The sequence below is a fragment of the Roseomonas sp. CCTCC AB2023176 genome, assembly GCF_042259275.1.
Classification (GTDB): Bacteria; Pseudomonadota; Alphaproteobacteria; order Acetobacterales; family Acetobacteraceae; genus Roseomonas.
Genome location: NZ_CP170086.1, coordinates 4,350,731 through 4,370,642 on the forward strand (window position 1 = coordinate 4,350,731; position 19,912 = coordinate 4,370,642).

Here is a 19,912-nt window from a genome sequence, read left to right on the forward strand (position 1 = left end):
TCCGTTGGCAGCCTGACGCCGCTCGTGGGCCCTATTCCGGCGGGTGCGTCGCCAGCCAGTGGCGGGCGATATCGGCGCGGCGGCAGACCCAGACCTCAGGGCGCCCGGCGACCGCGTCGAGGATCCGCGCCAGCGCCGCCGCGCGCCCCGGCCGGCCCGTCAGGCGTGCGTGCAGCCCGACCGACAGCATCCTTGGCGCCCCGGACCGCCCTTCGGCGATGAGGAACTCGATCGCGCCCAGGACATAGGCCGTGAATGCTTCGGCGGATGCGAAGCCGGGCGGCATCGCGAACTTCATGTCGTTGCTGTCAAGCGCATAGGGGATCACGAGGTGCGGCCGGTCCGCGACACGGACGTAGTAGGGCAGGTCGTCGGCGTAGGAGTCCGAATCGTACAGGAACCCGCCATGCTCCACGATGAGCCGCCTCGTCCTCTCGCTCACCCGTCCCGTGTACCAGCCGACGGGCGCGCCGCCCGTCGTGGCCCGGACGGCCTCGACGGCACGCGCGATGTCCTCCCGCTCCGCCTCTTCCGGCATGGCGCGATAGTCGATCCAGCGATAGGCATGACTCGCGACTTCGTGGCCGCCCTTGGCGAAGGCGCGTCCGGCCTCCGGATTCAGCTCGAGGGCGCGGCCGACGGCATAGACCGTCAGCGGCAGGCCGCGCTCTTCGAACAGCCGCAGGATCCGCCAGACCCCGGCGCGGGCGCCATAGTCGAACTGCGATTCGACCGTGACGGCACGCTCGCCCAGTCGCGGCAACGCACCGGCGGAGCTTTCGTGGAGGTAGGCCTCGCTCCGGTCGTCTCCGTTGAGGAGCGTGTACTCCCCGCCCTCTTCGTAGTTCAGCACGAAGGAGACCGCGACGGCCGCCCCGCCGGGCCAACGCGGATCGGGGGGGCGGCGGCCATAGCCCCGCAGGTCCCGCGGATAGGCCGTGTCGCGCCCGAGCTCGTCCATGCCGTCAGCCTCTGCCGCGGCGGGGCCCTTCCCGCCGGTCCGGGCTTTGCTTAGACCGCGGCGGACCCGTCGGGAACGCCGCGCCTTGCCCAAGCCCCTCCGCACCCGCCACTGGATCGAACTCCGCTGGCCCGAGTTCCGCGACCTGCCGCCGGAGACCGTCGCCCTCCTCCCCGTCGCGAGCGTCGAGCAGCACGGCCCGCACCTTCCGGTCGCGGTGGACACGCAGATCAACAGGGGCATCGTCGCCCGCACTCTCGCCAAGTGCCCGGACGACCTGCCGGTCCTCGCGCTGCCCACCCAATGCGTCGGGAACTCCGTGGAGCACCTCCGCTTCCCCGGCACGCTGACGACGACGCCGGAGACCCTGATCGCGCTGGTCAGCGATATCGGCGCCAGCGTCGCGCGCGCCGGCGTCCGGCGCCTCGTCGTGCTGAACTCCCACGGCGGCAACGTCTCCGTCCTCGACATCGCCTGCCGCCGCATCCGGATCGAGAACGACATCGTCGCCGTCAATGCCATGTGGGCCCGCATGGGCAAGCCGGAGTCGCTGAAGGACCCGGTCGAATCCCGCTACGGCATCCACGCGGGACGCGACGAGACGGCCGTCATGCTGGCCCTCACACCGGGCAACGTGGACATGGCTCAGGCCCGCGATTTCCGCTCCGCCTGGCAGGGGCTGGAGAACGGCTTCCCCGCCCTCGCCCCGGATCGCGGCGCCCCGCCCGCCTGGCAGGCGCAGGACCTGAACCCGGCAGGTGCTGTCGGTGACGCCTCTGCCGCCACGGCCGAGATCGGCCACCAGCTCATCGAATTCGCCTCCGACCGGATCGTGGAGCTGCTGCGACAGGTCTCCGCCTTCGACGTGGATGCCTGGATCGGGAACCAGCCCCGTGCCGACTGACGTTCCCGCCCTCCTCGCCGCGCTAGACGGCGTGCCCGCCAGCACGGACCGCGCCCTCGTGCGTCAGAAGTCCCGCGACTTCTATTGGTACTCGCCGATCCTGAAGGGGATGCTGGACGGCAAGGCCGCCGACCTCCTGGTCACCCCGCGCGACGAGGCGGAGGTGTTGCGCGTCCTCACCGCCTGCCGCGCGGCCGGCGTCCCTATCACGCCCCGCGGCGCCGGCACCGGAAACTACGGCCAGTGCGTGCCGATGGAGGGCGGCATCGTCCTCGACATGACCGCGATGACCGCCTGCCGCGGCATCGAGGGCGGCATCGCCGAGCTGGAGCCGGGCGTCCGGATGCTCGACGCCGACCTATGGGCGCGCGAGCGCGGCTGGGAACTGCGCCTCTGGCCGAGCACGAAGCGCACGGCGACGGTCGGCGGCTTCGTGGCGGGCGGCGGCGCCGGCGTCGGTGGCCTTTCGCACGGAACGCTGAAGGAACGCGGCAACCTCCACTCCGTCCGCGTCGCGACCTTGGAAGACCCACCGCGCATCCTCGACCTGGAGGGGGACGAGGCTGCGCCGGTGAACCGCACCTACGGCACGACGGGCGTCCTGACCCTCATCCGCCTGCCGCTCACGCCGGCGCAGGACTGGCGGGACGTCGCCCTGACCTTCGAGGACTTCTCCGCCGCCGGCCGCTTCGCGATGGCGCTGGCCCATGCCGACGGTATCCCGAAGAAGATGTGCGCCCTCTTCGACCCGCGCTTGCCGCCCTTCTTCCGGGAAATCGCGGATGTCGTCCCCGCCGGCCACACCCTCGTCGTCGCGAGCGTCGCGCTCTCAGCGCTGCGGGCCGTCGCCGACCTTGCGCGGGAGCATGGCACGCGCATCGTCGCCGAACAGGACACGGTGGAGGCGGAACGCGACCCGAAGCGCACGCCCTTCTACGAATACTGCTGGAATCACACGACGCTGCAGGTCCTCAAGCGCGACCGCGGCTTCACCTACCTCCAGATGCGCTTCCCGATGGACGACCCCTGGCCGACCGTGGAGCGCGCCCGCGCCGCGTTCCCGGACGACCTTTGGCTGCACCTGGAATGCAACCGCTTCGGCGGCCGCTTCGCCTTTACCTGCCTGCCCGTCGTGAAGTGGAGCGGTCCCGAGCGCCTGGCCGAGATCATGGCTGGCCTGGAAGCGATGGGCGTCTCCATCGCCAACCCACACGTCATCACGATCGAGGACGGCTCGGCCTATCGCCGCGTGGATGGCGACCAGCTCGGCTTCAAGCGGATGGCCGATCCGCTCGGCCTTCTCAATCCCGGCAAGATGCGTTCCTTCACGAAAGTCGCCGCATGACCGTCGAGGCCCTGATCCGCTCCCTCCCTGGCCTGGACTGGTCCACCGACCCGGCCCTGGTCCGGCAGAAGTCGCGCGACTTCTTCTGGTACTCGCCCGTCCTGAAGCGCCAGTTGAATCGCGTGACCGGGGAGGCGCTGGTCACGCCGCGAACCGAGGATGAGGTTCGCGCCGTCCTCGCCGGAGCCTACGCGCACGACGTCCCGGTCACGCCCCGCGGTGCGGGGACCGGGAACTACGGCCAGGCCATGCCGCTCCGCGGTGGCGTGGTCCTCGACCTCTCCGCGCTGGACAGGATCGTGTCCGCGACGCCGCACATCCTCCGCGTCCAGGCCGGCGCCAAGCTCATTGAGATCGAGGCGCAGACCCGCACCACCGTGGGCGCCGAGCTGCGCTTCCACCCTTCGACGCGCCGCACGGCGACTCTCGGCGGCTTCGTCACCGGCGGCTCGGCCGGCATCGGCTCCATCACCTACGGCACGCTGCGGGAACCCGGGAACGTCCTCGGCCTCCGCGTGCTGACCTGCGAGGCAGAGCCTCGCGCCCTCGAACTCCGCGGCCCCGACGTGCAGAAGGCCGTGCACGCCTACGGCACCAACGGCATCGTCACGGAGGTCGAGGTCCCCCTCGCCCCCGCCCATCCCTGGATCGACGTCGTCGCGGCCTTCCCAACGCTGGCGGAGGCCTGCCGCTTCGCCGACGCCTTCGCGCGGCTCGACGGCGTCGCGAAGAAGCTCGCCACCGTCGTCGCCGCACCCGTCGCGCAGGACTACTTCAGAAGCTTCGGCGCCAAGGTCCCCGCCGGCCACGCCGCCGCGCTGCTGATGATCGCCGAACCCTTCCTGGAAGCGGTGACGCCGCTGCTGGCATCGCACGCTGCCCGGATCGTTCACCAGATCCCGACCGACGAAGCGGAAGTCCCACTCTACGAACACTCCTGGAACCACACGACGCTCCAGGCCCTGAAGGTGGACCGCACCCTCACCTATCTCCAAACCCTCTTCCCCGCCCCGCGCCACCTCGACCGCATCGCGCGCATGCAGGCGCTCCTCGGCGACGAGGTCCCGCTCCACCTCGAATTCGTGCGCCTCGGGGGCGAGGTCTGCGCCTTCGGCCTCCAGCTCGTCCGCTTCACGACGGAGGAGCGGCTGCGCCAGATCATCGCGCTCCACGAGGACGAGGGCTGCCCGATCTTCGATCCCCACACCTTCACGCTCGAGGAAGGCGGCATGAAGCGCGTCGACGCCGGACAGCTTGCCTTCAAGCGGGAAGCCGACCCGAAGGGCCTCCTGAATCCGGGCAAGATGCTTGCGTGGGATACGCCGGACTGGCAGCCGGGACGCGCCCAATCCGTGCACCTCTTCGAGACGGATGCACCCGAGCCCGTTGACGCACTGGAATGATCGCGTGACCCTGCGAACACACTGGGACGAGTCTCACTTTTCTGCGATTGCAACCCCAGGATAAATTGGCGAAAAGCCGCCACCCCCGGCAGGCCAGAACGGCCGGGCGCCTGATCCACCCGGAGTTCCGCAAGATGCAGTCCGCCCTCGCCGGCCTCTCGCTCCTGGTCCTCGGCGATAGCCACTGGTTCTCCCAGGGCTATCTCGTGACCACGCTGCAGGATCAACTGATCCAGCGCGGCGCGCGCGTCACCTCCTACGCGGCCTGCGGCGCTCCGGCCAGCGTGTGGCTGACGGCCCGCGTCGCGTCATGCGGCACCGCGTCCCGCGCGCAGAACGGGCCGGTCAACCAGGTCCGCGGCGGCAATGCCCGCACGACCCCGATCGCCGAGCTCGTGCAGCAGGTCCGCCCGAACGTCATCGCCGTCTCGATGGGCGACACGATGGCCGGCTACGTGCAGCGCCAGATGCCGCGCGACAACATCCGCGACGAGGTCAGCGCGCTGACCGATCGCATCAAGGGACTCGGCATCCCCTGCATCTGGATCGGCCCGTCCTGGGGTACGGAGGGCGGTCCCTACCTCAAGACCTTCGATCGCGTGCGCGAGATGAACGAGTATCTCGCCACCCTCGTCGCCCCCTGCACCTACGTGGACAGCACGCGCCTGTCCCGCCCCGGTGAATGGGCCACCTTCGATGGCCAGCACTACACGAATGACGGTTACCGCGCCTACGGCACGGCTCTTGCCACGTACATCGCCCAGATGCCGGAAATCCGCGCGGCCATCCAGGCGCGTCCCGCCCAGGGCGGACCGGCCCCGGCCGCGAACTCCAACGCGCCGGCGGCCCCGGCGCAGGGCCAGCGCCGATAGTAGGGCGCGTGCCGGACCGTCGGGGGGCGGTCCGGTACTTCACCTGATCGAGGGGGAGTAAGGGGGATGAGAGGCGACACGGGGCCGCGGCGGCCGCTCATGCTCACGCATGGGACGCCGCGTCGATGATCTTCGCCTCGTTCGAGTTCCTCTGCCTCTTCCTGCCGTTCTTCTTCGCGGTCTACTTTCTCACGCCGTTCCGTTATCGGAACTGGCCAATCCTCATCCTGTCCTGGGCCTTCTACGCTTGGTGGCGCGTGGACTTCCTCGCCCTGCTCGTCGGCGTCACGATCTTCACCTTCGTGGTCGTCATGGCGATGGACCGGGCGGGGCCGAAAACCTCGAAGGGCGGGTGGCTGCTCGTCCTGGGACTGCTCGGCAACCTCGGCGTCCTCGCGTACTTCAAGTACGCGAACTTCGGCGTGGCTGCCTTCAACGACCTCCGCGCGACCTTCGGTCTCGCACCACTCGGCTGGACCGAAATCATCCTGCCGATCGGCCTGTCCTTCTATGTCCTCCAGTCCGTCTCGTACCTGATCGACGTGTATCGCGGCGACGTGCCGGTCTCCCGCTCCTTCCTCAACTACGCGGCCTACAAGGCGATCTTCTCCCAGCTCATCGCCGGCCCGATCGTCCGCTATGCCGAGATCGAGCGCGAACTGAAGAGCCGCCCCCACACGCTCCCCCAGTTCGGCCTGGGCTTCCGCCGCTTCATGATCGGCTTCTCGATGAAGGTGATCCTCGCGGACACCGTCGCGCTCGTCGCCGATTCAGCCTTCGGCCTGCCCAACCCGACCTTCGTGGACGCCTGGACCGGCGCAATCGCCTACACGCTCCAACTGTTCTTCGACTTCGCCGGCTATTCCGCCATGGCGATCGGCCTCGCCCTCATGTGCGGGTTCCACTTCCCGGAGAACTTCAACCACCCCTACCTCGCAGGCTCGATCCAGGAGTTCTGGCAGCGCTGGCACATGACGCTGTCGCGCTTCCTCCGCGACTACCTCTACATCTCGCTCGGCGGGAACAAGAAGGGACTGGTCCGGACCTACGTGAACCTGCTGCTGACGATGGTCATCGGCGGCTTCTGGCACGGCGCCAACTGGACCTTCATCGTCTGGGGCTTCTGGCACGGCGGCCTGCTGGCGGCGCACCGCGCCTACCGCGCCTCGGGACGCGGCCCCATGCCCTACATCGCCGGCGTCACGCTCACGATGCTCGCGGCCATCATCGGCTGGGTCGTGTTCCGCGCCCACGACATCCACAGCGCCTTCACGATGTATCGCGGCATGGCCGGACTGAACGGCTTCGGCCTGTCGGACGGGCTGGCCTGGCAGGTCACGCCGGACCAGTGGTGGACGATCATCCTCGCCATCGTCGTCGTGTACCTGCCACTCCTCGGCACGCGCCTGCCCTTCATGCGCCGGCCGCAGGAGATGGGTGTCTTCTGGCGCGCGATGTGGGCCGTCGGCCCGCTCCTCGGCTTCGCGCTCGGCGTCGTGCTGCTCTACAGCCGTGCGGCGGTCCCCTTCCTCTACTTCCAGTTCTGAGGGCGCCATGAGCGACACCGCCCCGAAGACCCCACGCTCGGAAAACCCTGGCTGGATGCACCGCGTCGCTTCGCTCGAAGGCGTCGCGGCCATCCTCCTCCTGGCCGTCGGCGCGTGGCAGGGGATCGAGGCGATCGCCAGCGCCCCGGCCCAGCAGCGCCTGCGCCCCACGCTGACAGGCGAAGCCTTCCTCGCGGGCCGCACCACCGCCGCGGTGAACTACGTCATGGCGCACCAGCTTCCCTCCGACCCGCTCCTGCGGGCGACGGGCGGCGTCTTCCGCTACATGCTCTTCGGCTCCGGCGGCCCGCAGGTCCGCGTCGGATGCGACGACACGCTCTTCCTCACCGAGGAACTGCGCCCCTGGCCCGAGGCCCAAGCCGCCATGGCCGAGCGCGCCGCCGGCCTTCGCCGCGTGCAGGCCGCCCTCGCCGCGCGCGGCATCCCGGTTGTCATCGCGATCGTGCCGGACAAGGCCCGCGTGATGGAGAACCGCCTGTGCGGCGCGCCATGGTCCGCCCAGTCGCGTGCGCGCCACGACGCTTGGCTCGCCGCCATGCGCAGCGCCGGCGTAACGGACGTCGTGCCGCTTCTCCCCGCGCTGACCGCCCAGGCCGCGCGTCCCGGCGGTGCGTACTACCGCACCGACACGCACTGGAACCAGGACGGCGCCCGCGCCGCAGCCCAGGCCATCGCCGCCGCGATCGCGAACCGTGAGCTGGCCCGCAACGAGGCCTACCGCACAGACCTCGCGCCGGAGGAGGCGAACGGCCCGGGCGACCTGCTGCGCCTGATGAGCCTCGACCGTGTCGGCAACGCCCTCCGCCCCGATCCGGACCGGGAGCGCAAGGCACGCACCGAAGCGCCGGAGGGCGAAGGCGGCGGCGGAAGCCTGCTGGACGAGGTCCCGACCGCCGAGGTCGCCCTCATCGGCTCTTCCTACTCGGTGAACGCCAACTTCCACGGCTTCCTCCAGGAAGCCCTGCGCGGCTCGATCTACAACGCGGCCGAGGCCGGCGGCGGCTTCGCCGGTGCCGCCGCGACTTACCTTGCCGGCGAGAACTTCCGCGAAACCCCGCCGAAGCTCATCATCTGGGAGATTCCGGAACGCGTCATCGCCCAGCCGCTGACTGCGGCCGAGCGCGCCTTCATCGCCCGCTGGTAGGCTCGCCCAACAGGGCACGGATGGACGGTTCCAGCCCCGCCGCCAGGATGGCGTAGCCAACCATCGTCAGGTGCAGCCGGTCGTAGGACATCTGCTCCGACAGCCGCCCCGACGGGTCGGTCAACATCGGCCCGGGATCCGTCCAGAACACCGACACGTTGTCCGCGCAGCGCGCGATCAGCGCGTTCACCCGCCGGTTCATCTGCCGCGCCGCGTCGGTCCCGTCGGCCCCGCGCGGTAGCAGCCCGACGAGAAGGATCTTCGTCGTCGGCGACCGCGCCCTGATCGCGCGGATGACTTCCGCCACGCCGAGCGCCGTGTCCTCCGCCCGGTCGGCGAAGGCCGCGTTGTTCGTCCCGATCAGCAGCACCGCGACCCGCGGCCGCAGGGATGCCGGCCAATGCCCGCCCTGCGTGATCCGCCACAGCAGCCCCTGCGTGAAGTCCCCGCCCACGCCGAGATTCAGTGCGGACCGGCCTCCGTAGAACTGCTCGAAGATCAGGGGGAACCACCCCTGCGTCAGCGAATCCCCGAGGAAGGCGACCTGCACCCGCGATAGGTCCCCTGCCGTCACCCGCTGCAGTTCCGCCACCCGCGCCCGCCACTGCGGCTCATCCAGGTTGGTCGGAACCGCCTCCTTCGGGATGGGGTTTCGCGGCGGGATGGCGGGGCAGGCGGTCTGCGCGACCGCCGCCGTCCCCGTCAGGGACAGCGCCACCGCCAGCAGCAGACCGCCGAGGCGGCTCACCGCCGGGCGATCGTGTCGCGTGCCACGAAGGAGATCGGCTGCCCCTCCGGCGCCATCAGCCACACCGAATACAACCCGCCCGCCTGCAGGCGGCCCAGATCGAGGTTCGGCGCCGACTGCGTGCCGCAGGACGCCCGCACCACCGCCGCCGCCGGCGCCACCGCCCGGTTCTGCGCTGTCATTGCCCCGACGCCCTGGATCACCGCCTGCCCGTTCGCCAGCGCCACCGTCCCATTCGGGCAGTCCGGCACCGCGTTCACGAAGGCCAGCACCGCCCGCTGCTGCTCGTAGAGCTGGCGCACCTGGAATGCGTCGGCGCTCATCCGTTCGCCGCTGCCGCGAATCACCACGATATTGAGCGCGCTGCCCTGCAGCCGTACCTCCACCGGCACGGTGCGCCCCCCCGCCGTCACCTGCAGCCGCACGGGGCGGCCGGCGATACCCTCCGACACGTAGAACGGGCTTACCCGCTCCGCACCGCTGGTGCCGAGGGTCGTCGCCTCGTCGTAGTCGGGCTTCACCGTGATCTGCCCCGCCGTGGCGTTGACCAGGCGCACGAACCCCGTCCCCTCCGGCAGCCGCTGCTCGTAGAGCATCGGCTGGGCGAGCGCCGGCCCGGCGAGGCCGGCCGCGATCACGGACCATGCGGCGACAAGACGATGACGCATCGGGATTCCCACCTCTCCGCGCTTCCTGCGCGCGCTCGCTTTTCGCCGACCTCCCGCGCCCCTTCAAGTTGCGCTCCGTGACGACGGCCACTCGCTTGTCCGGCCCGGGCCCTCGTGGCACCACCGCAGCGGGCTGCAGGGGGAGACCGGGACGGATGGCGTGTCGCGCACCCCACGCGAAGCCGGCCCTGGCGCGCTGAGACGATGCGCTGCCTCGTCGTCTCCTCCACCCCCACGCATCCGCCGGAAGAGGACGACCGCGTCCGGGCGCTCGCCCTCCTCGCCCGCCTCAAATCCTTCGGCCACGCCGTGCACCTCGTCCTCGCCCCATCACGGCCGCTCGACGCGGCCGCCGTCGGCGCGATGCGGGCAGCGTGGGACCGGGTCACCTCGTGCCGTGCCCGCCTCGTCCGCCAGCCTCGACCCTGCCCTGCCGCCCGCCCTCCAGGCCGCGCTGCGCGACGCCCTGGCGCGACAGTCCTGCGACGTCGTCGTCGCGCGCGGCCCGCACCTCGCGGGGGCCCTGGATCTCTGCCCGCCCGGGCTGCCGAGGGTGCTGCACGTCGCCCATGCCCCCGCAGCCGAGGCGGCGCCGGACGCCGCCGTCCTCGCGCGCCAGCTCGATCGCGCCGACCTCATCCTCGCGGCCGACGCGGAATGTCCGGGGCTGCGACGCCTCACGGCGCGTCCCGTCGCCGCCCTCGACCTCCCGGTGACGGTGGTCCGCCGGCCCGACCGCGGCAGCCGTCGCATCGGCCTCGCCGCCGGGTCCGACCCGGCTGACCTGCGCGCAGCCGCTGCCTTCGTCCCCGCGCTCGATCTCGGGCGCCTTGCCGGACGGGGCGGCGTGCTCCGCGTGGGCGGACCGCTCGCGGCGCGCCTCGGCGCGGCACGGCGAGGTCTCGAACTCCTGGCCGAGGAGCCGTCGGCGGACGATCTCGACCTGCTCGTCTGCCCCGGCGAGACCGACGCCACCATCGCTGCCCTGCGGGCGCTGGCGACCGGTGTGCCGGTCATTGGCACCGGCTCGGCGCTCCGCGGCCTGGCAGTGCTCTCCCCTTCCACGCCGCGCCCGATGCCGCCACCACGGGCGCCCTCGCTCGGCGATGGATGACGAGCGACGCCGTCCGTCGGGAGGTCGCCGCCGACTCCGCCGCCCTCGCGACCGCCCAGGCCACTGCGTCGGAGCGGCAATTCGCGATCTTCCGCGATGCGGCCGCCCTGCGACGGGCGATGCAGCGCCCCCGCGCCCTCCTCGTCGCACGCCACGGCGGACCGTCGCGCATCGCCGACCTCGCCGCGACGCTCGGCGGCGAGATGCAGGTGGATATCCTGACGCTGGATGACGGGCCCGGCACACCCGCCCTCCCCGCGGCCGCGAGGACGGCCTTGCTGGCGGGGCGCCACGACCTGCTCCTGCTCGGCTCGGAGGACCTGGCCGTCCTGGGCGGCGCCGCGCCGGGCACAACGCTCCGCGCCGTGGACGCGGCGCCAATGCCGCCAGCCGGCCCCGTGCCCCTCGACCGCGCCATCCGCCTTACCGGCTTCGACCTCCTCACGACGGGCGATCCGGCAACGCAGGCCGCGTGGCGGCGCGCCTTGCCCGGCATCGCCTGGTTCCTCCCCCGCGAGGGCCGGAATACCCTTGCCCCGACCGTGCCGGGCCGGTGCGCCGCATGGTCGTCGCGGGCGGCGAGCATGCCGGGGTGGATACGCTCCGCTGGTTCCTCGAACAGGTCTGGCCGGCTGTCGCGCCCGAGGGTGCCGGGTGCCTTGCCCTGGGGGATACGCCGCCCGCGGACGTCCTCCCCGTCGGCGTGGTCATGGCGGGGCCGGACGGAGATCCGCTGGCCAGCGCGGACATCGCCGTCAATCTCGCCTCCGGCCAAGCGGCGGCGGCCATGACGCGCGACGCCCTCCTCCGGGGCCTGCCCCTCCTCCTGTCAGAAGCCGCTGCCGCGGGCTTGGACCAGCACGAAGGCGCTGCGTTCGTCGTCGCGCGGTCACGGGCCGAATGCGTCGCGCACCTGTTGCGCCTCGTCCAGGACCCGGCCCGGCGCCGGGCCCTCGGCGAGGGAGCCTTCCGCCTCGGCCGCGCCTGCTTCGGGCGGGCCGCCGCCGGCGCGGCCGCGCGCGGCATCGCAGACCTCGCCACCTCCCTCGCCCGGGCCGCCTGATCCATGCCGACCCCCGGTCTCCTCGCCGCGCCCCCGCTGCCGAGCGAAGGGCTGGACCTCGCGGCGCTGCACCGCGCCGACCTCGCCATCCGCGACGCCGCCGCGAACGGCCGCGCCGAGGCGATGGAGGACCGGCTCGCCGAACCTCTCGCCGCCGTGGACGCCGCGACGGCCGCGCTGGCGCGCGCGCTGATCGCCGAACTCGGCCGCGTCGAGGCCCGCGCCGCCGCCGCGGCCCAGGCGGCCGAGGAGGGCCGGCGCAGCCGGGGCGAATGGGTCGCCCTCGATCCGCTCCGTGCATCGGCGGCGCCGATGACGGTCGCGTCCAGCCCCACCCTGCCGGACCGGGTGGACATCAACCCCGCGGACCCGGCCTTCCGCGGCTTCGGCTGGCACGAGCCGGAGGGGAAGCCGGGCAGCGGCTTCCGCTGGTCCCGGCACTCCGTCGCCTCGATCATCCTCCCCAGCCTCGGCGCCGGCGCCATCCGCGTGCATCTCGCGCTCTTCGCACCCTTCGGCCTCCCGCTGCGCGCGACGGAGATCACGCTGCTGCACGAGGGCGCGCCGCTCGACGTCACCCTGTCCGGGGAAGGAAAGGAACAGGCGGTGCTCCAGGCGAGCCTCGTCTCCGCCGACGCGGGGGGCCTCGGCTCGCTCGCCCTGATCCTGTCCGGGCCGGCCTTTCCGGACCCGCGAGGGCAGGAGAAGCGCGGTCTAGGCTTGGGCCTCCGCCGGATCGTCGCGGAACGCCTCTGACGTACGACCCGACCCGGACCAGGGCGCCGGCGCCGGCTCACCCGGCCCGCGGAGCCGCCCGACCGCCGCGCGCAGCGCATTCGGCGGCGGCCGCCAGCGCTGGCCGTCGGCGCGGGTGACGGGCATGAGCGGCGACAGGACGTCGCGCCAAAAGTCCGCAACCCAGAAACCGTCCACGAGGCTGAGGTGCTGGCCTGGTTCGGCCTCCGCCGCCAAGTCGGCCAGGTCGAACGGGTCGTCGAGCAGCCGCTCCGCCGCGCAGCCGAAGTAGCTGGCCTCCGTCAGGACGGGCGAGGAGAGCCCGACGATCCGCGTCACTTCGCCGGACGCCATGAGGCCGTAGAAGTCGGCGCGCGTCAGGCGCAGCGCGGTGATCGGCACGCCCGCCGCGACGAGGCCGAAGTCTCCGGGCTCGGCCGGGTGCGGGCGGAATGCGGCGCCATCCAGCGCGCCCGCGGCGCCCCGGACCGCCCGCGGGAAGTCGGCGAAGTCGGCGAAGCGCCCGCGGTGCAGGAGGGCAGGGTCCCGCGCCTGCTGGCCAACGAGCAGCACTGCCGAGGCCGGCTCCGCCCACGGCGCAGCCGCGGCCACCAGCCCCGCCGCCGCGCGAAAGCGCGACCCCTCCGCGTGATGCGGCAGCAGGCCCGCGAAGACGCCGGGATCGTTCGTCTGCGCCGCGAAGGAGAGGTCCTCGAGGAACCGCAAGGGATGAACCGCTAGGTCGATGAACGGAAGGCCGACGTGGCTCAGGACCCGCTTGGCGACGGGCGGGAGGCCGAAGCCCAGCACGAGAGCGTCGGCGAAGGCCGCCTCGAACAGCGCCAGCGCCTGGGCCGGCGCGACGCCGGCATCCGCGATCGCGGCCCAACCGTCCCAGGACCGCTCGGCCTCCCAGCACGCGTAGGCACCGGCCGTGTCGAAGCTGGCGACCTCGATCCCGATCCCCGTCGCCCCGGCGACCTGTGCGCCAAACAGCCGTCGCAACCAGGGCCCGGCCGGATCACCCTCCGGGTGCAGCACGTCACCGGCGAAGACGATGCGTCGGACCGGCACCGCCGCTAGTCCCGGTAGCCGCGCGGATTCGCGACGCGCCAGGCCCAGGCCGTGCGGACGATATCGTCCAGGCTGCCGTGGCGCGGCGCCCAGCCCGTCTCCGCGCGGATGCGCGCGCTGGACGCGACGAGAACCGCAGGGTCGCCCGGCCGGCGCGGCCCGGCGACCCAGGGCACCTCGCGCCCGGCGACGTGCCCGACCGCGTCCAGGACCTCGCGCACCGAATACCCCCGGCCGTTGCCAATGTTGTAGCGGCAGGATGCCTCGACATCGAGCCGGTCAAGCACGCGGAGATGCGCGTCGGCGATGTCGGTCACGTGGACGTAGTCCCGGATCGCCGTGCCGTCCGGCGTGTCGTAATCCGTCCCGAACACGGTGAGCGGCGGACCCAGCCCCAGCGCTGCGTCGATCGCGCTGGGGATGAGATGCGTCTCGGGACGGTGGTCCTCCCCGGCGCGGCCCGCGGGGTCGGCGCCCGCCGCGTTGAAGAAGCGGAGCGAGGCGAAGCGCAGCCCGGCCTGCCGCACCCCCATTCCAGCCCGCGCTCCGCGAGCAGCTTCGATTCGCCGTAAGGCGAGACCGGCGCGACCGCGTCGCCCTCGTCGATCGGCACCCGTTCCGGCGTGCCGAAGATCGCTGCGGTGGAGGAGAGGACGAAACGTCGGCACCCCGCACGCAGGGCGGCATCCGCGAGGAAGAGGGTCGTCGCGACGTTCTCGCCGATCGTCCGCAGCGGCTCCCGCATGCTGTCGGAGACGACGGACAGGCCGGCGAAGTGCAGCACCGCGTCGAACGGCGGCCCGGACAGCACTGCTTCCACCCTGCCGCGCTCGGCGAGGTCGGCCTCGACGAACTCCACGTCCGGGGGCAACGCGCTGCGATGGCCCTTGCGCAGGTCGTCAAGCACGACGACGGCGTGGCCGCGATCGCGCATCGCGAGCACGGCGTGGCTGCCGACGTAGCCGGCGCCGCCGGTCACGAGGTAACGACCCAATCGCCTTCTCCGGTGCCCGGGCGGCGCCCCTCTTATGGGGCAGCCATCCCCGGCACAACCGGGTCCGGCCCGCCGAGCACCCCGGTGCTGCGCAGGCCGGCGATCTCCTCGGCGGAGAAGCCGAGACCGTTGAGGATGTCGCGCGTGTCCGATCCGACCGGGGGCGGCTGGCGACGTAGCGCCGGAACGGAATCGCCGAACGCAAGGGGCGTCATGGGGACGGGCGCCCGCACCCCCGCGGAAAGGACGGTGTCGGCCAGGATCCCGCTCGCGAGCAGGTGCTCGTCCGTCTCGAGGTCCGAGGGATGCGCGACCGGTGCGCAGGGGAGGAGGGCCCGCCGGCAGTGCGTCATGACCTCGGCTACGGTCAGGACGCCCACGTGCCGCGACAGGACCGGCATGATCCGGTCGCGCGCCGCCACGCGTCCGGCATTGGTCGAAAGCGACGGGTCGCCCGCGAGTTCGCCCATGTCGAAGGCCTCGCAGAGCCGCACCCAATGGCCGTCCGACACGGCGCCGACGAAGACCTGTCCGTCAGAGGCCTGGAGCACGTCGTAGATTGCCCAAGTGATGCGGCGCGCGGTCATCGGCGGTACGCGCTCCCCCGCCAGCGCGCCGGCGGCCATGTGCTGGCCGACCATGAAGGCCACGCTCTCGAAAAGCGAGGCGCGGACGAGTTCCCCTGCCCCGTCGCGTCGCGACGCCGCAGCGCCGCGAGGATGCCGAGCGCGCCGAAGACGCCGCCCATGATGTCCACGACGGAGGTGCCTGCCCGCAGCGGCTGCCCCGGCGGTCCGGTCATGTACGCGAGGCCACCCTGCATCTGGACGACCTCGTCCAGCGCCGGAAGGTGCTCGTATGGCCCCGGCAGGAAACCCTTGAGGCTGCAATAGACGAGGCGCGGGTTCACGAGCCGCAGCGAGTCCCATCCCAGTCCCAGCCGCTCCATCGTGCCCGGGGCAAAGTTCTCGACCAGGGCGTCGGCCCGGGCCGCGAGGCGGCGGACGATGTCGAGGCCGCGCGGGTCCTTCAGGTCCACCGCGAGCGACCGCTTGTTCCGGTTGTAGGTCCCGAAGAACCCGATCCCGAAGCCGCCGAGGCGACGCGTGCGGTCGCCCTCCGGCGGCTCGATCCGGATCACGTCCGCGCCGAGGTCGGCGAGCACCACGCCGCAGGCCGGCCCCATGACGGTGTGGCCGAAGTCGAGGACCGTCAGGCCCGCGAGCGGCTGCGCCTGATCTTCCACGGCGGGTGCTCAGACCCGCTCGATCACCATCGCGATCCCCTGCCCCACCCCGATGCACATGGTGCAGAGGGCGTAGCGCTCGCCACGCCGATGCAGTTCGTGCACCGCCGTCTGGACCAGCCGCGCCCCGCTCATGCCGAGGGGATGGCCGAGGGCGATGGCGCCGCCGTTCGGATTGACGTGCTCCGCGTCGTCCGCGAGGCCGAGGTCGCGGGTCACCGCGAGCGCCTGGGCCGCGAAAGCCTCGTTCAGCTCGATCACCGCGATGTCGGACAGGCGCAGCCCCGCCTTCTCCAGTACCTTGCGCGTCGCTGGCGCCGGGCCGAAGCCCATAATGCGCGGCGGCACGCCGGCCGTCGCGGCTGCCACGACACGCGCGCGCGGCGTCAGGCCCTGGCGCGCGGCCTCTTCCTCCGTCGCGAGCAGGATGGCGCAGGCCCCGTCATTCACCCCCGACGCATTGCCGGCCGTCACCGAACCGCCCTCCTTCCGGAAGGGCGTCGCCAGCTTCGCCAAGGCTTCGAGCGTCGTGTCGGGCCGCGGATGCTCGTCCCTGTCCACGACGACCGGATCGCCCTTCCGGCGGGGGATGGTGACCGGCACGATCTCTTCGGCGAAGCGGCCTTCCGCCATCGCCTTGCCGGCGCGCTGCTGCGACCGCCAGGCGAAGGCATCCTGTTCGGCGCGGGCGACCTGGAAATCCTGCGCGACGTTCTCCGCCGTCTCGGGCATCGAATCCGTGCCGTACTGCGCCTTCATCTTCAGGTTGACGAAGCGCCAGCCGATGGTCGTGTCGAAGACCTCGGCGGAGCGCGAGAATGCCTCCGTCGCCTTGCCCATCACGAAGGGCGCGCGGGTCATGCTTTCGACCCCGCCGGCCAGCATGAACCCTGCCTCGCCGGCCTTGATCGCCCTTGCGGCGATACCGACCGCGTCCATGCCGGAACCGCAGAGGCGATTGACCGTGGCACCCGCGATGCTGTCGGGCAACCCGGCCAGGAGGGACGCCATGCGCGCGACGTTGCGGTTGTCCTCGCCGGCCTGATTGGCACAGCCGTAGATCACGTCGTCCAGCCGGGCCCAGTCCACCTGGGTGTTCCGCGCCATCAGCGCGGCCATCGGCACGGCGCCGAGGTCGTCAGCCCGCACCCCGGCGAGCGCGCCGGCATAGCGGCCGATGGGCGTGCGTGCCGCGTCGCAGATGAAGGCTTCGGGCATCGTCTCTCCCCCTCAGGGCTGGTTGCTCCGAGAGGAAGCGCGAAACCGGGGCCGCGGCAAGGTGCCCCGCCCGCGCCCCGCCGTCAGGCGCGCCGCGGGACGAGCCGTCCGAGCAGCGACCAGGCGAGGAGGAGTGTCGCGGCCGAGGCCCCATGCCAGACCAGCACCATCAGCCCGGTGTCGAGGTGGTGGATGAGGCTGAGCGCCGTCGAGCAGAAGCCCGCGATGCCCAGCGCCGCGAGCACCGCGACCGGCACCGGCCGGATCGGCCAGGCGTGCCGCAGAAGCAGCATCGCGACCGCGGTCATCGGCAGCCCGAAGCCGAGGATGAAGCGGAAGCAGCCCCAGGACGTCTGCAGGGCCAGCGCCGCATCGCCCATCCGCGCCATGTCCTGCAGGCAGCCCAGCCCCAGGACCGACACCCAGAGGATCGCCGGCGGCAGCGGCAGCAGCGCCCAGGCCATCGTCCGGTCCGGCTGGGCCAGCATCGCCGCGGAGAGCAGCCCGAGCGCCCCCGTCACCGTGGACGCCCCGAGCTGCACCACCTCATAGGCCAGCCCGAGCCGCGCGAGCACGTCGGCGCGCAGGCCCGCGGACCCGGCGACGGCCGCCAGCACGGCGAGGGCGAGGACCGCCAGGAGCCCGCCGCGCCGCCAGGGCGAGATCGGCCGCACCGGCGAGAGGTCCCGCGATAGATGCCCGATCAGATCCTCGGCGCTCATCCCGCAGCCCCCAGCCGACGGCGGAGGCTGGCCACCGCGCGGTGCGTCGCGACCTTCAGGGCGCCGATGCTCATGCCGCTCCGGGCGCTGGCCTCGGCGAGGCTCAACTCCTCCAGCTTCGCCAGCCGCAGCGCCGTGCGCTGCGAGGCCGGCAGTGCGGCGACGGCGGCGCGAAGGTCCTGCGCGCGCAGCGCGTCCTCCGCGGCGTGGGACGCCGGGGCGGCTACGTCATCCCCGAGCTCCACCTCGGTGCCCCGCCGGCCCAGGGCGCGGGCCCGGTCGATCGCGCGCCGGTCGGCGATGGCGATGAGCCAGGGCCGGATCGGCCTCGTCGCGTCGTAGGTGTGCCGGAGTCGGTGGACCGTCAGCAGGGTGTCCTGCGCCGCATCTTCCGCATCGGACGGATCGCGCAGGCGGCGGCGGCAGACGCCGCGGACCAGGGGCAGGATGGCACGGAGGAACCGGTCATAGGCCTTCGCGTCCCCTGCCTGCGCGGCGGCCATCAGCCCTTCCCATTCGCGTTCGGGGTTCAGGCGTCGCACCTCCGCCGGCCGGGCGGCATGCCCGGGCTGCGGCGGCAGCCTCGGCGAGGGGATGGGCGGCATGCAAGGCACTTCGCATGGGGAACCGGCAGGTTACGCCGAAGGCAGGGCTCCCGTCGCTGCCAGCCCGCAGCTTCAACGGACAGCGATGAGTCGTCGGCCGACATCAAGAACCGTGGGGGAGCGAGCGCCCTTCCGCGCCAGTCGCGAGCAGGAAACGGCATGGGGATGGCCACCGCCCCGGCCTCCCGTACCGGCGCCCCAGCGACGGACACCGGTCGGGGCCGCCCGGTCGTCCTCGCCCATCAATCGGGACCGCCCTCGCTGGCGAGCGAACGGAGCGCGTAGAGGGCGCCCAGGCTGAAGACGCCGAGCCCCGCGTAGAGCCAAAGCGCGCCGAGCCCGGCCCCTCCAGCACGAGGCCGAAGCCGACCGGCGCGAGGGCTTGAAGGAATCGCATCGGCGCGAGGATCCAGCCCTGCCGCGCGCCGTATCCCCGCGCCCCGAAGAGGGCGAGCGGCAGCGTCCCGCGCACGATCGTCAACAGCCCCTGCCCAACCCCGTGCACCACGGCGAAGGCGGCGGGCGGTCCGCCGAGGGCCAGCACTCCGGCGGCCGCGGGGCTCGCTGCGGCGGCGATCTTGCCCGTGACGAGCGGATGCGCCCGGCCCAGCAACGTCCATTCGGCCACGCGGGCGAGGACCTGCGTCGGACCGACGAGCGCCCCCGCGAGCACCGCGGCTTCCGCGGTGGCCCCCGCGGCGGCGAGCAGGCTGGGAAGGTGGGCGCTCATCGCGGTCGTGTTGAAGCCGGAGGCGGCAAGGGCGAGCGCCAGGAGCAGCAGTGCCGGCCAGCCCGGCCCATCCGCCGACGCCACCGCCGGGGCGGCACGCGGCGGCGGGGGCGGCGTCTCGGGCAGCAGCAGGTGCAGCGGCAGGCCGACCACGAGGTGCAGGGCGACCCAGCCGAGGCAAGCACCGCGCCAGCCGAGCCAAGCCTCGAGGGCCGCCGTCAAGGGCCAGCCCACCGTGCTGGCGAACCCTGCGATGAGCGTGATCCCCGTGATCGAGCGCCGCGCGTCGCGCCCGTACAGGCCGGCAAGCGTGGCGAACGCCGTGTCGTAGAGGCCGAGCGCCATGCCGAGCCCCAGCAATCCCCAGCCAACGAATAGAATGGGGATGCTTGGCGCGAGGGCCAGCGTCGCGAGTCCCGCCGCGAGGATCAGGTTGGACAGCAGCAGCACGCCCCTGCCCCCGCGCTGGTCCACCGCCCGCCCCACCGCCGGCCCCAGCACGGCCGTGAGCAGAAGCGAGGCCGAGAACGCCGCGAAGACGGCGCTGGGCGCGATGCCGAAGTCGCGGGCCATCGGAGCGGCGACGATGGCCGGCAAGTAGTAGGACGACGCCCAGGCGAGGGTCTGGGCAGCACCCAGCACCCCGACCACGGCCCCGGTCCGGCGGACGCGCGGGATCACGCGACGAACATTGTGCGGCGGGGCGCCGGTTCTCTCACCAAGCCATCAAGCGGGCGGCCCTGGAAAGTGGCAAGCGCCCGGCTTCCACGGAACCGCAACACGACTGTAATCTCTCTG

Annotated in this window: 18 protein-coding genes and 2 pseudogenes; 10 read left to right on the forward strand and 10 right to left on the reverse strand. The window is 72.5% G+C overall.

Translation table 11 applies throughout. From position 1 onward, the window contains the following. Positions 1 to 31: 31 nt before the first annotated feature. Positions 32 to 961 carry a polysaccharide deacetylase family protein gene (locus ACE7GA_RS21805; RefSeq protein ID WP_376091465.1) on the reverse strand — a complete coding sequence of 310 codons (930 nt, stop codon included), beginning with the start codon at positions 959 to 961 and terminating at the stop codon, positions 32 to 34. Positions 962 to 1,046: 85 nt separating this feature from the next. Between ACE7GA_RS21805 and ACE7GA_RS21810 the strand changes: the two genes are divergently transcribed. The 6 genes from ACE7GA_RS21810 to ACE7GA_RS21835 all read left to right on the forward strand — a co-directional run bounded on the left by ACE7GA_RS21810 (position 1,047) and on the right by ACE7GA_RS21835 (position 8,197). Next, positions 1,047 to 1,865, forward strand: coding sequence for a creatininase family protein (locus ACE7GA_RS21810; RefSeq protein ID WP_376091468.1), 819 nt, complete (start codon positions 1,047 to 1,049; stop codon positions 1,863 to 1,865). Then, positions 1,855 to 3,210, forward strand: a complete 1,356-nt coding sequence (locus ACE7GA_RS21815) for an FAD-binding oxidoreductase (protein ID WP_376091471.1) — start codon at positions 1,855 to 1,857, stop codon at positions 3,208 to 3,210. The genes ACE7GA_RS21810 and ACE7GA_RS21815 overlap by 11 nt, the downstream gene beginning before the upstream one ends. Then, a complete protein-coding gene (locus ACE7GA_RS21820) occupies positions 3,207 to 4,613 on the forward strand; it encodes an FAD-binding oxidoreductase (RefSeq protein WP_376091474.1) in 1,407 nt (468 codons plus the stop codon). The genes ACE7GA_RS21815 and ACE7GA_RS21820 overlap by 4 nt, the downstream gene beginning before the upstream one ends. 134 nt (positions 4,614 to 4,747) lie before the next feature. After that, on the forward strand, positions 4,748 to 5,485 hold the full coding sequence (locus tag ACE7GA_RS21825; RefSeq protein WP_376091477.1) for an SGNH/GDSL hydrolase family protein: 738 nt from the start codon (positions 4,748 to 4,750) through the stop codon (positions 5,483 to 5,485). A 125-nt stretch (positions 5,486 to 5,610) separates the two neighbouring features. Continuing rightward, entirely contained in the window at positions 5,611 to 7,032 is a 1,422-nt protein-coding gene (locus ACE7GA_RS21830) for an MBOAT family O-acyltransferase (protein WP_376091480.1), read from the forward strand. Between the two features lie 7 nt (positions 7,033 to 7,039). Beyond that, a complete protein-coding gene (locus ACE7GA_RS21835) occupies positions 7,040 to 8,197 on the forward strand; it encodes a cell division protein FtsQ (RefSeq protein WP_376091483.1) in 1,158 nt (385 codons plus the stop codon). Here ACE7GA_RS21835 and ACE7GA_RS21840 read toward each other — a convergent pair. Both ACE7GA_RS21840 and ACE7GA_RS21845 read right to left on the reverse strand, forming a co-directional pair. Continuing rightward, the gene (locus ACE7GA_RS21840) at positions 8,181 to 8,945 is read right to left on the reverse strand and encodes a GDSL-type esterase/lipase family protein (RefSeq protein ID WP_376091486.1); all 765 of its coding nucleotides are present in this window, start codon (positions 8,943 to 8,945) and stop codon (positions 8,181 to 8,183) included. The two genes, ACE7GA_RS21835 and ACE7GA_RS21840, sit on opposite strands and share 17 nt — an antisense overlap. Beyond that, positions 8,942 to 9,613 (reverse strand): ABC transporter permease, encoded by a 672-nt coding sequence (locus ACE7GA_RS21845; protein WP_376091489.1) that lies wholly within the window; start codon positions 9,611 to 9,613, stop codon positions 8,942 to 8,944. The genes ACE7GA_RS21840 and ACE7GA_RS21845 overlap by 4 nt, the downstream gene beginning before the upstream one ends. 397 nt (positions 9,614 to 10,010) lie before the next feature. Here ACE7GA_RS21845 and ACE7GA_RS21850 point away from each other — a divergent pair, with 397 nt between their 5' ends. From ACE7GA_RS21850 to ACE7GA_RS21865, 4 genes are read left to right on the forward strand one after another with little or no spacing between them, the layout of a single operon-like run. After that, a complete protein-coding gene (locus ACE7GA_RS21850; protein WP_376091492.1) occupies positions 10,011 to 10,727 on the forward strand; it encodes a hypothetical protein in 717 nt (238 codons plus the stop codon). After that, positions 10,724 to 11,518, forward strand: coding sequence for a hypothetical protein (locus ACE7GA_RS21855; protein WP_376091495.1), 795 nt, complete (start codon positions 10,724 to 10,726; stop codon positions 11,516 to 11,518). Before ACE7GA_RS21850 ends, ACE7GA_RS21855 begins: the two co-directional genes overlap by 4 nt. Further along, positions 11,515 to 11,790: a hypothetical protein gene (locus tag ACE7GA_RS21860; protein WP_376091498.1), complete on the forward strand. Its 276-nt coding sequence runs from the start codon at positions 11,515 to 11,517 to the stop codon at positions 11,788 to 11,790. The genes ACE7GA_RS21855 and ACE7GA_RS21860 overlap by 4 nt, the downstream gene beginning before the upstream one ends. 3 nt (positions 11,791 to 11,793) lie before the next feature. Further along, on the forward strand, positions 11,794 to 12,546 hold the full coding sequence (locus ACE7GA_RS21865; protein WP_376091501.1) for a hypothetical protein: 753 nt from the start codon (positions 11,794 to 11,796) through the stop codon (positions 12,544 to 12,546). On the opposite strand, the gene ACE7GA_RS21870 is transcribed toward ACE7GA_RS21865, so the two are convergent. From ACE7GA_RS21870 to ACE7GA_RS21900, 7 genes and pseudogenes are all read right to left on the reverse strand, one after another. Beyond that, a complete protein-coding gene (locus ACE7GA_RS21870; protein WP_376091504.1) occupies positions 12,505 to 13,599 on the reverse strand; it encodes a hypothetical protein in 1,095 nt (364 codons plus the stop codon). The genes ACE7GA_RS21865 and ACE7GA_RS21870 overlap by 42 nt on opposite strands. A 5-nt stretch (positions 13,600 to 13,604) precedes the next feature. Beyond that, a pseudogene (gene galE / locus ACE7GA_RS21875) lies at positions 13,605 to 14,593 on the reverse strand (UDP-glucose 4-epimerase GalE). 32 nt (positions 14,594 to 14,625) lie between these two features. Further along, positions 14,626 to 15,779, reverse strand: a pseudogene (locus tag ACE7GA_RS21880) (CaiB/BaiF CoA transferase family protein). Positions 15,780 to 15,848: 69 nt separating this feature from the next. Continuing rightward, positions 15,849 to 17,057, reverse strand: coding sequence for a 3-oxoadipyl-CoA thiolase (pcaF, locus tag ACE7GA_RS21885; RefSeq protein ID WP_376091507.1), 1,209 nt, complete (start codon positions 17,055 to 17,057; stop codon positions 15,849 to 15,851). 83 nt (positions 17,058 to 17,140) lie between these two features. Beyond that, positions 17,141 to 17,779: an NrsF family protein gene (locus tag ACE7GA_RS21890; protein ID WP_376091510.1), complete on the reverse strand. Its 639-nt coding sequence runs from the start codon at positions 17,777 to 17,779 to the stop codon at positions 17,141 to 17,143. Next, positions 17,776 to 18,384, reverse strand: coding sequence for a sigma-70 family RNA polymerase sigma factor (locus ACE7GA_RS21895; protein WP_376091513.1), 609 nt, complete (start codon positions 18,382 to 18,384; stop codon positions 17,776 to 17,778). The genes ACE7GA_RS21890 and ACE7GA_RS21895 overlap by 4 nt, the downstream gene beginning before the upstream one ends. Before the next feature lie 103 nt (positions 18,385 to 18,487). Then, positions 18,488 to 19,795 (reverse strand): MFS transporter, encoded by a 1,308-nt coding sequence (locus ACE7GA_RS21900; protein WP_376091516.1) that lies wholly within the window; start codon positions 19,793 to 19,795, stop codon positions 18,488 to 18,490. Positions 19,796 to 19,912: the final 117 nt, after the last annotated feature.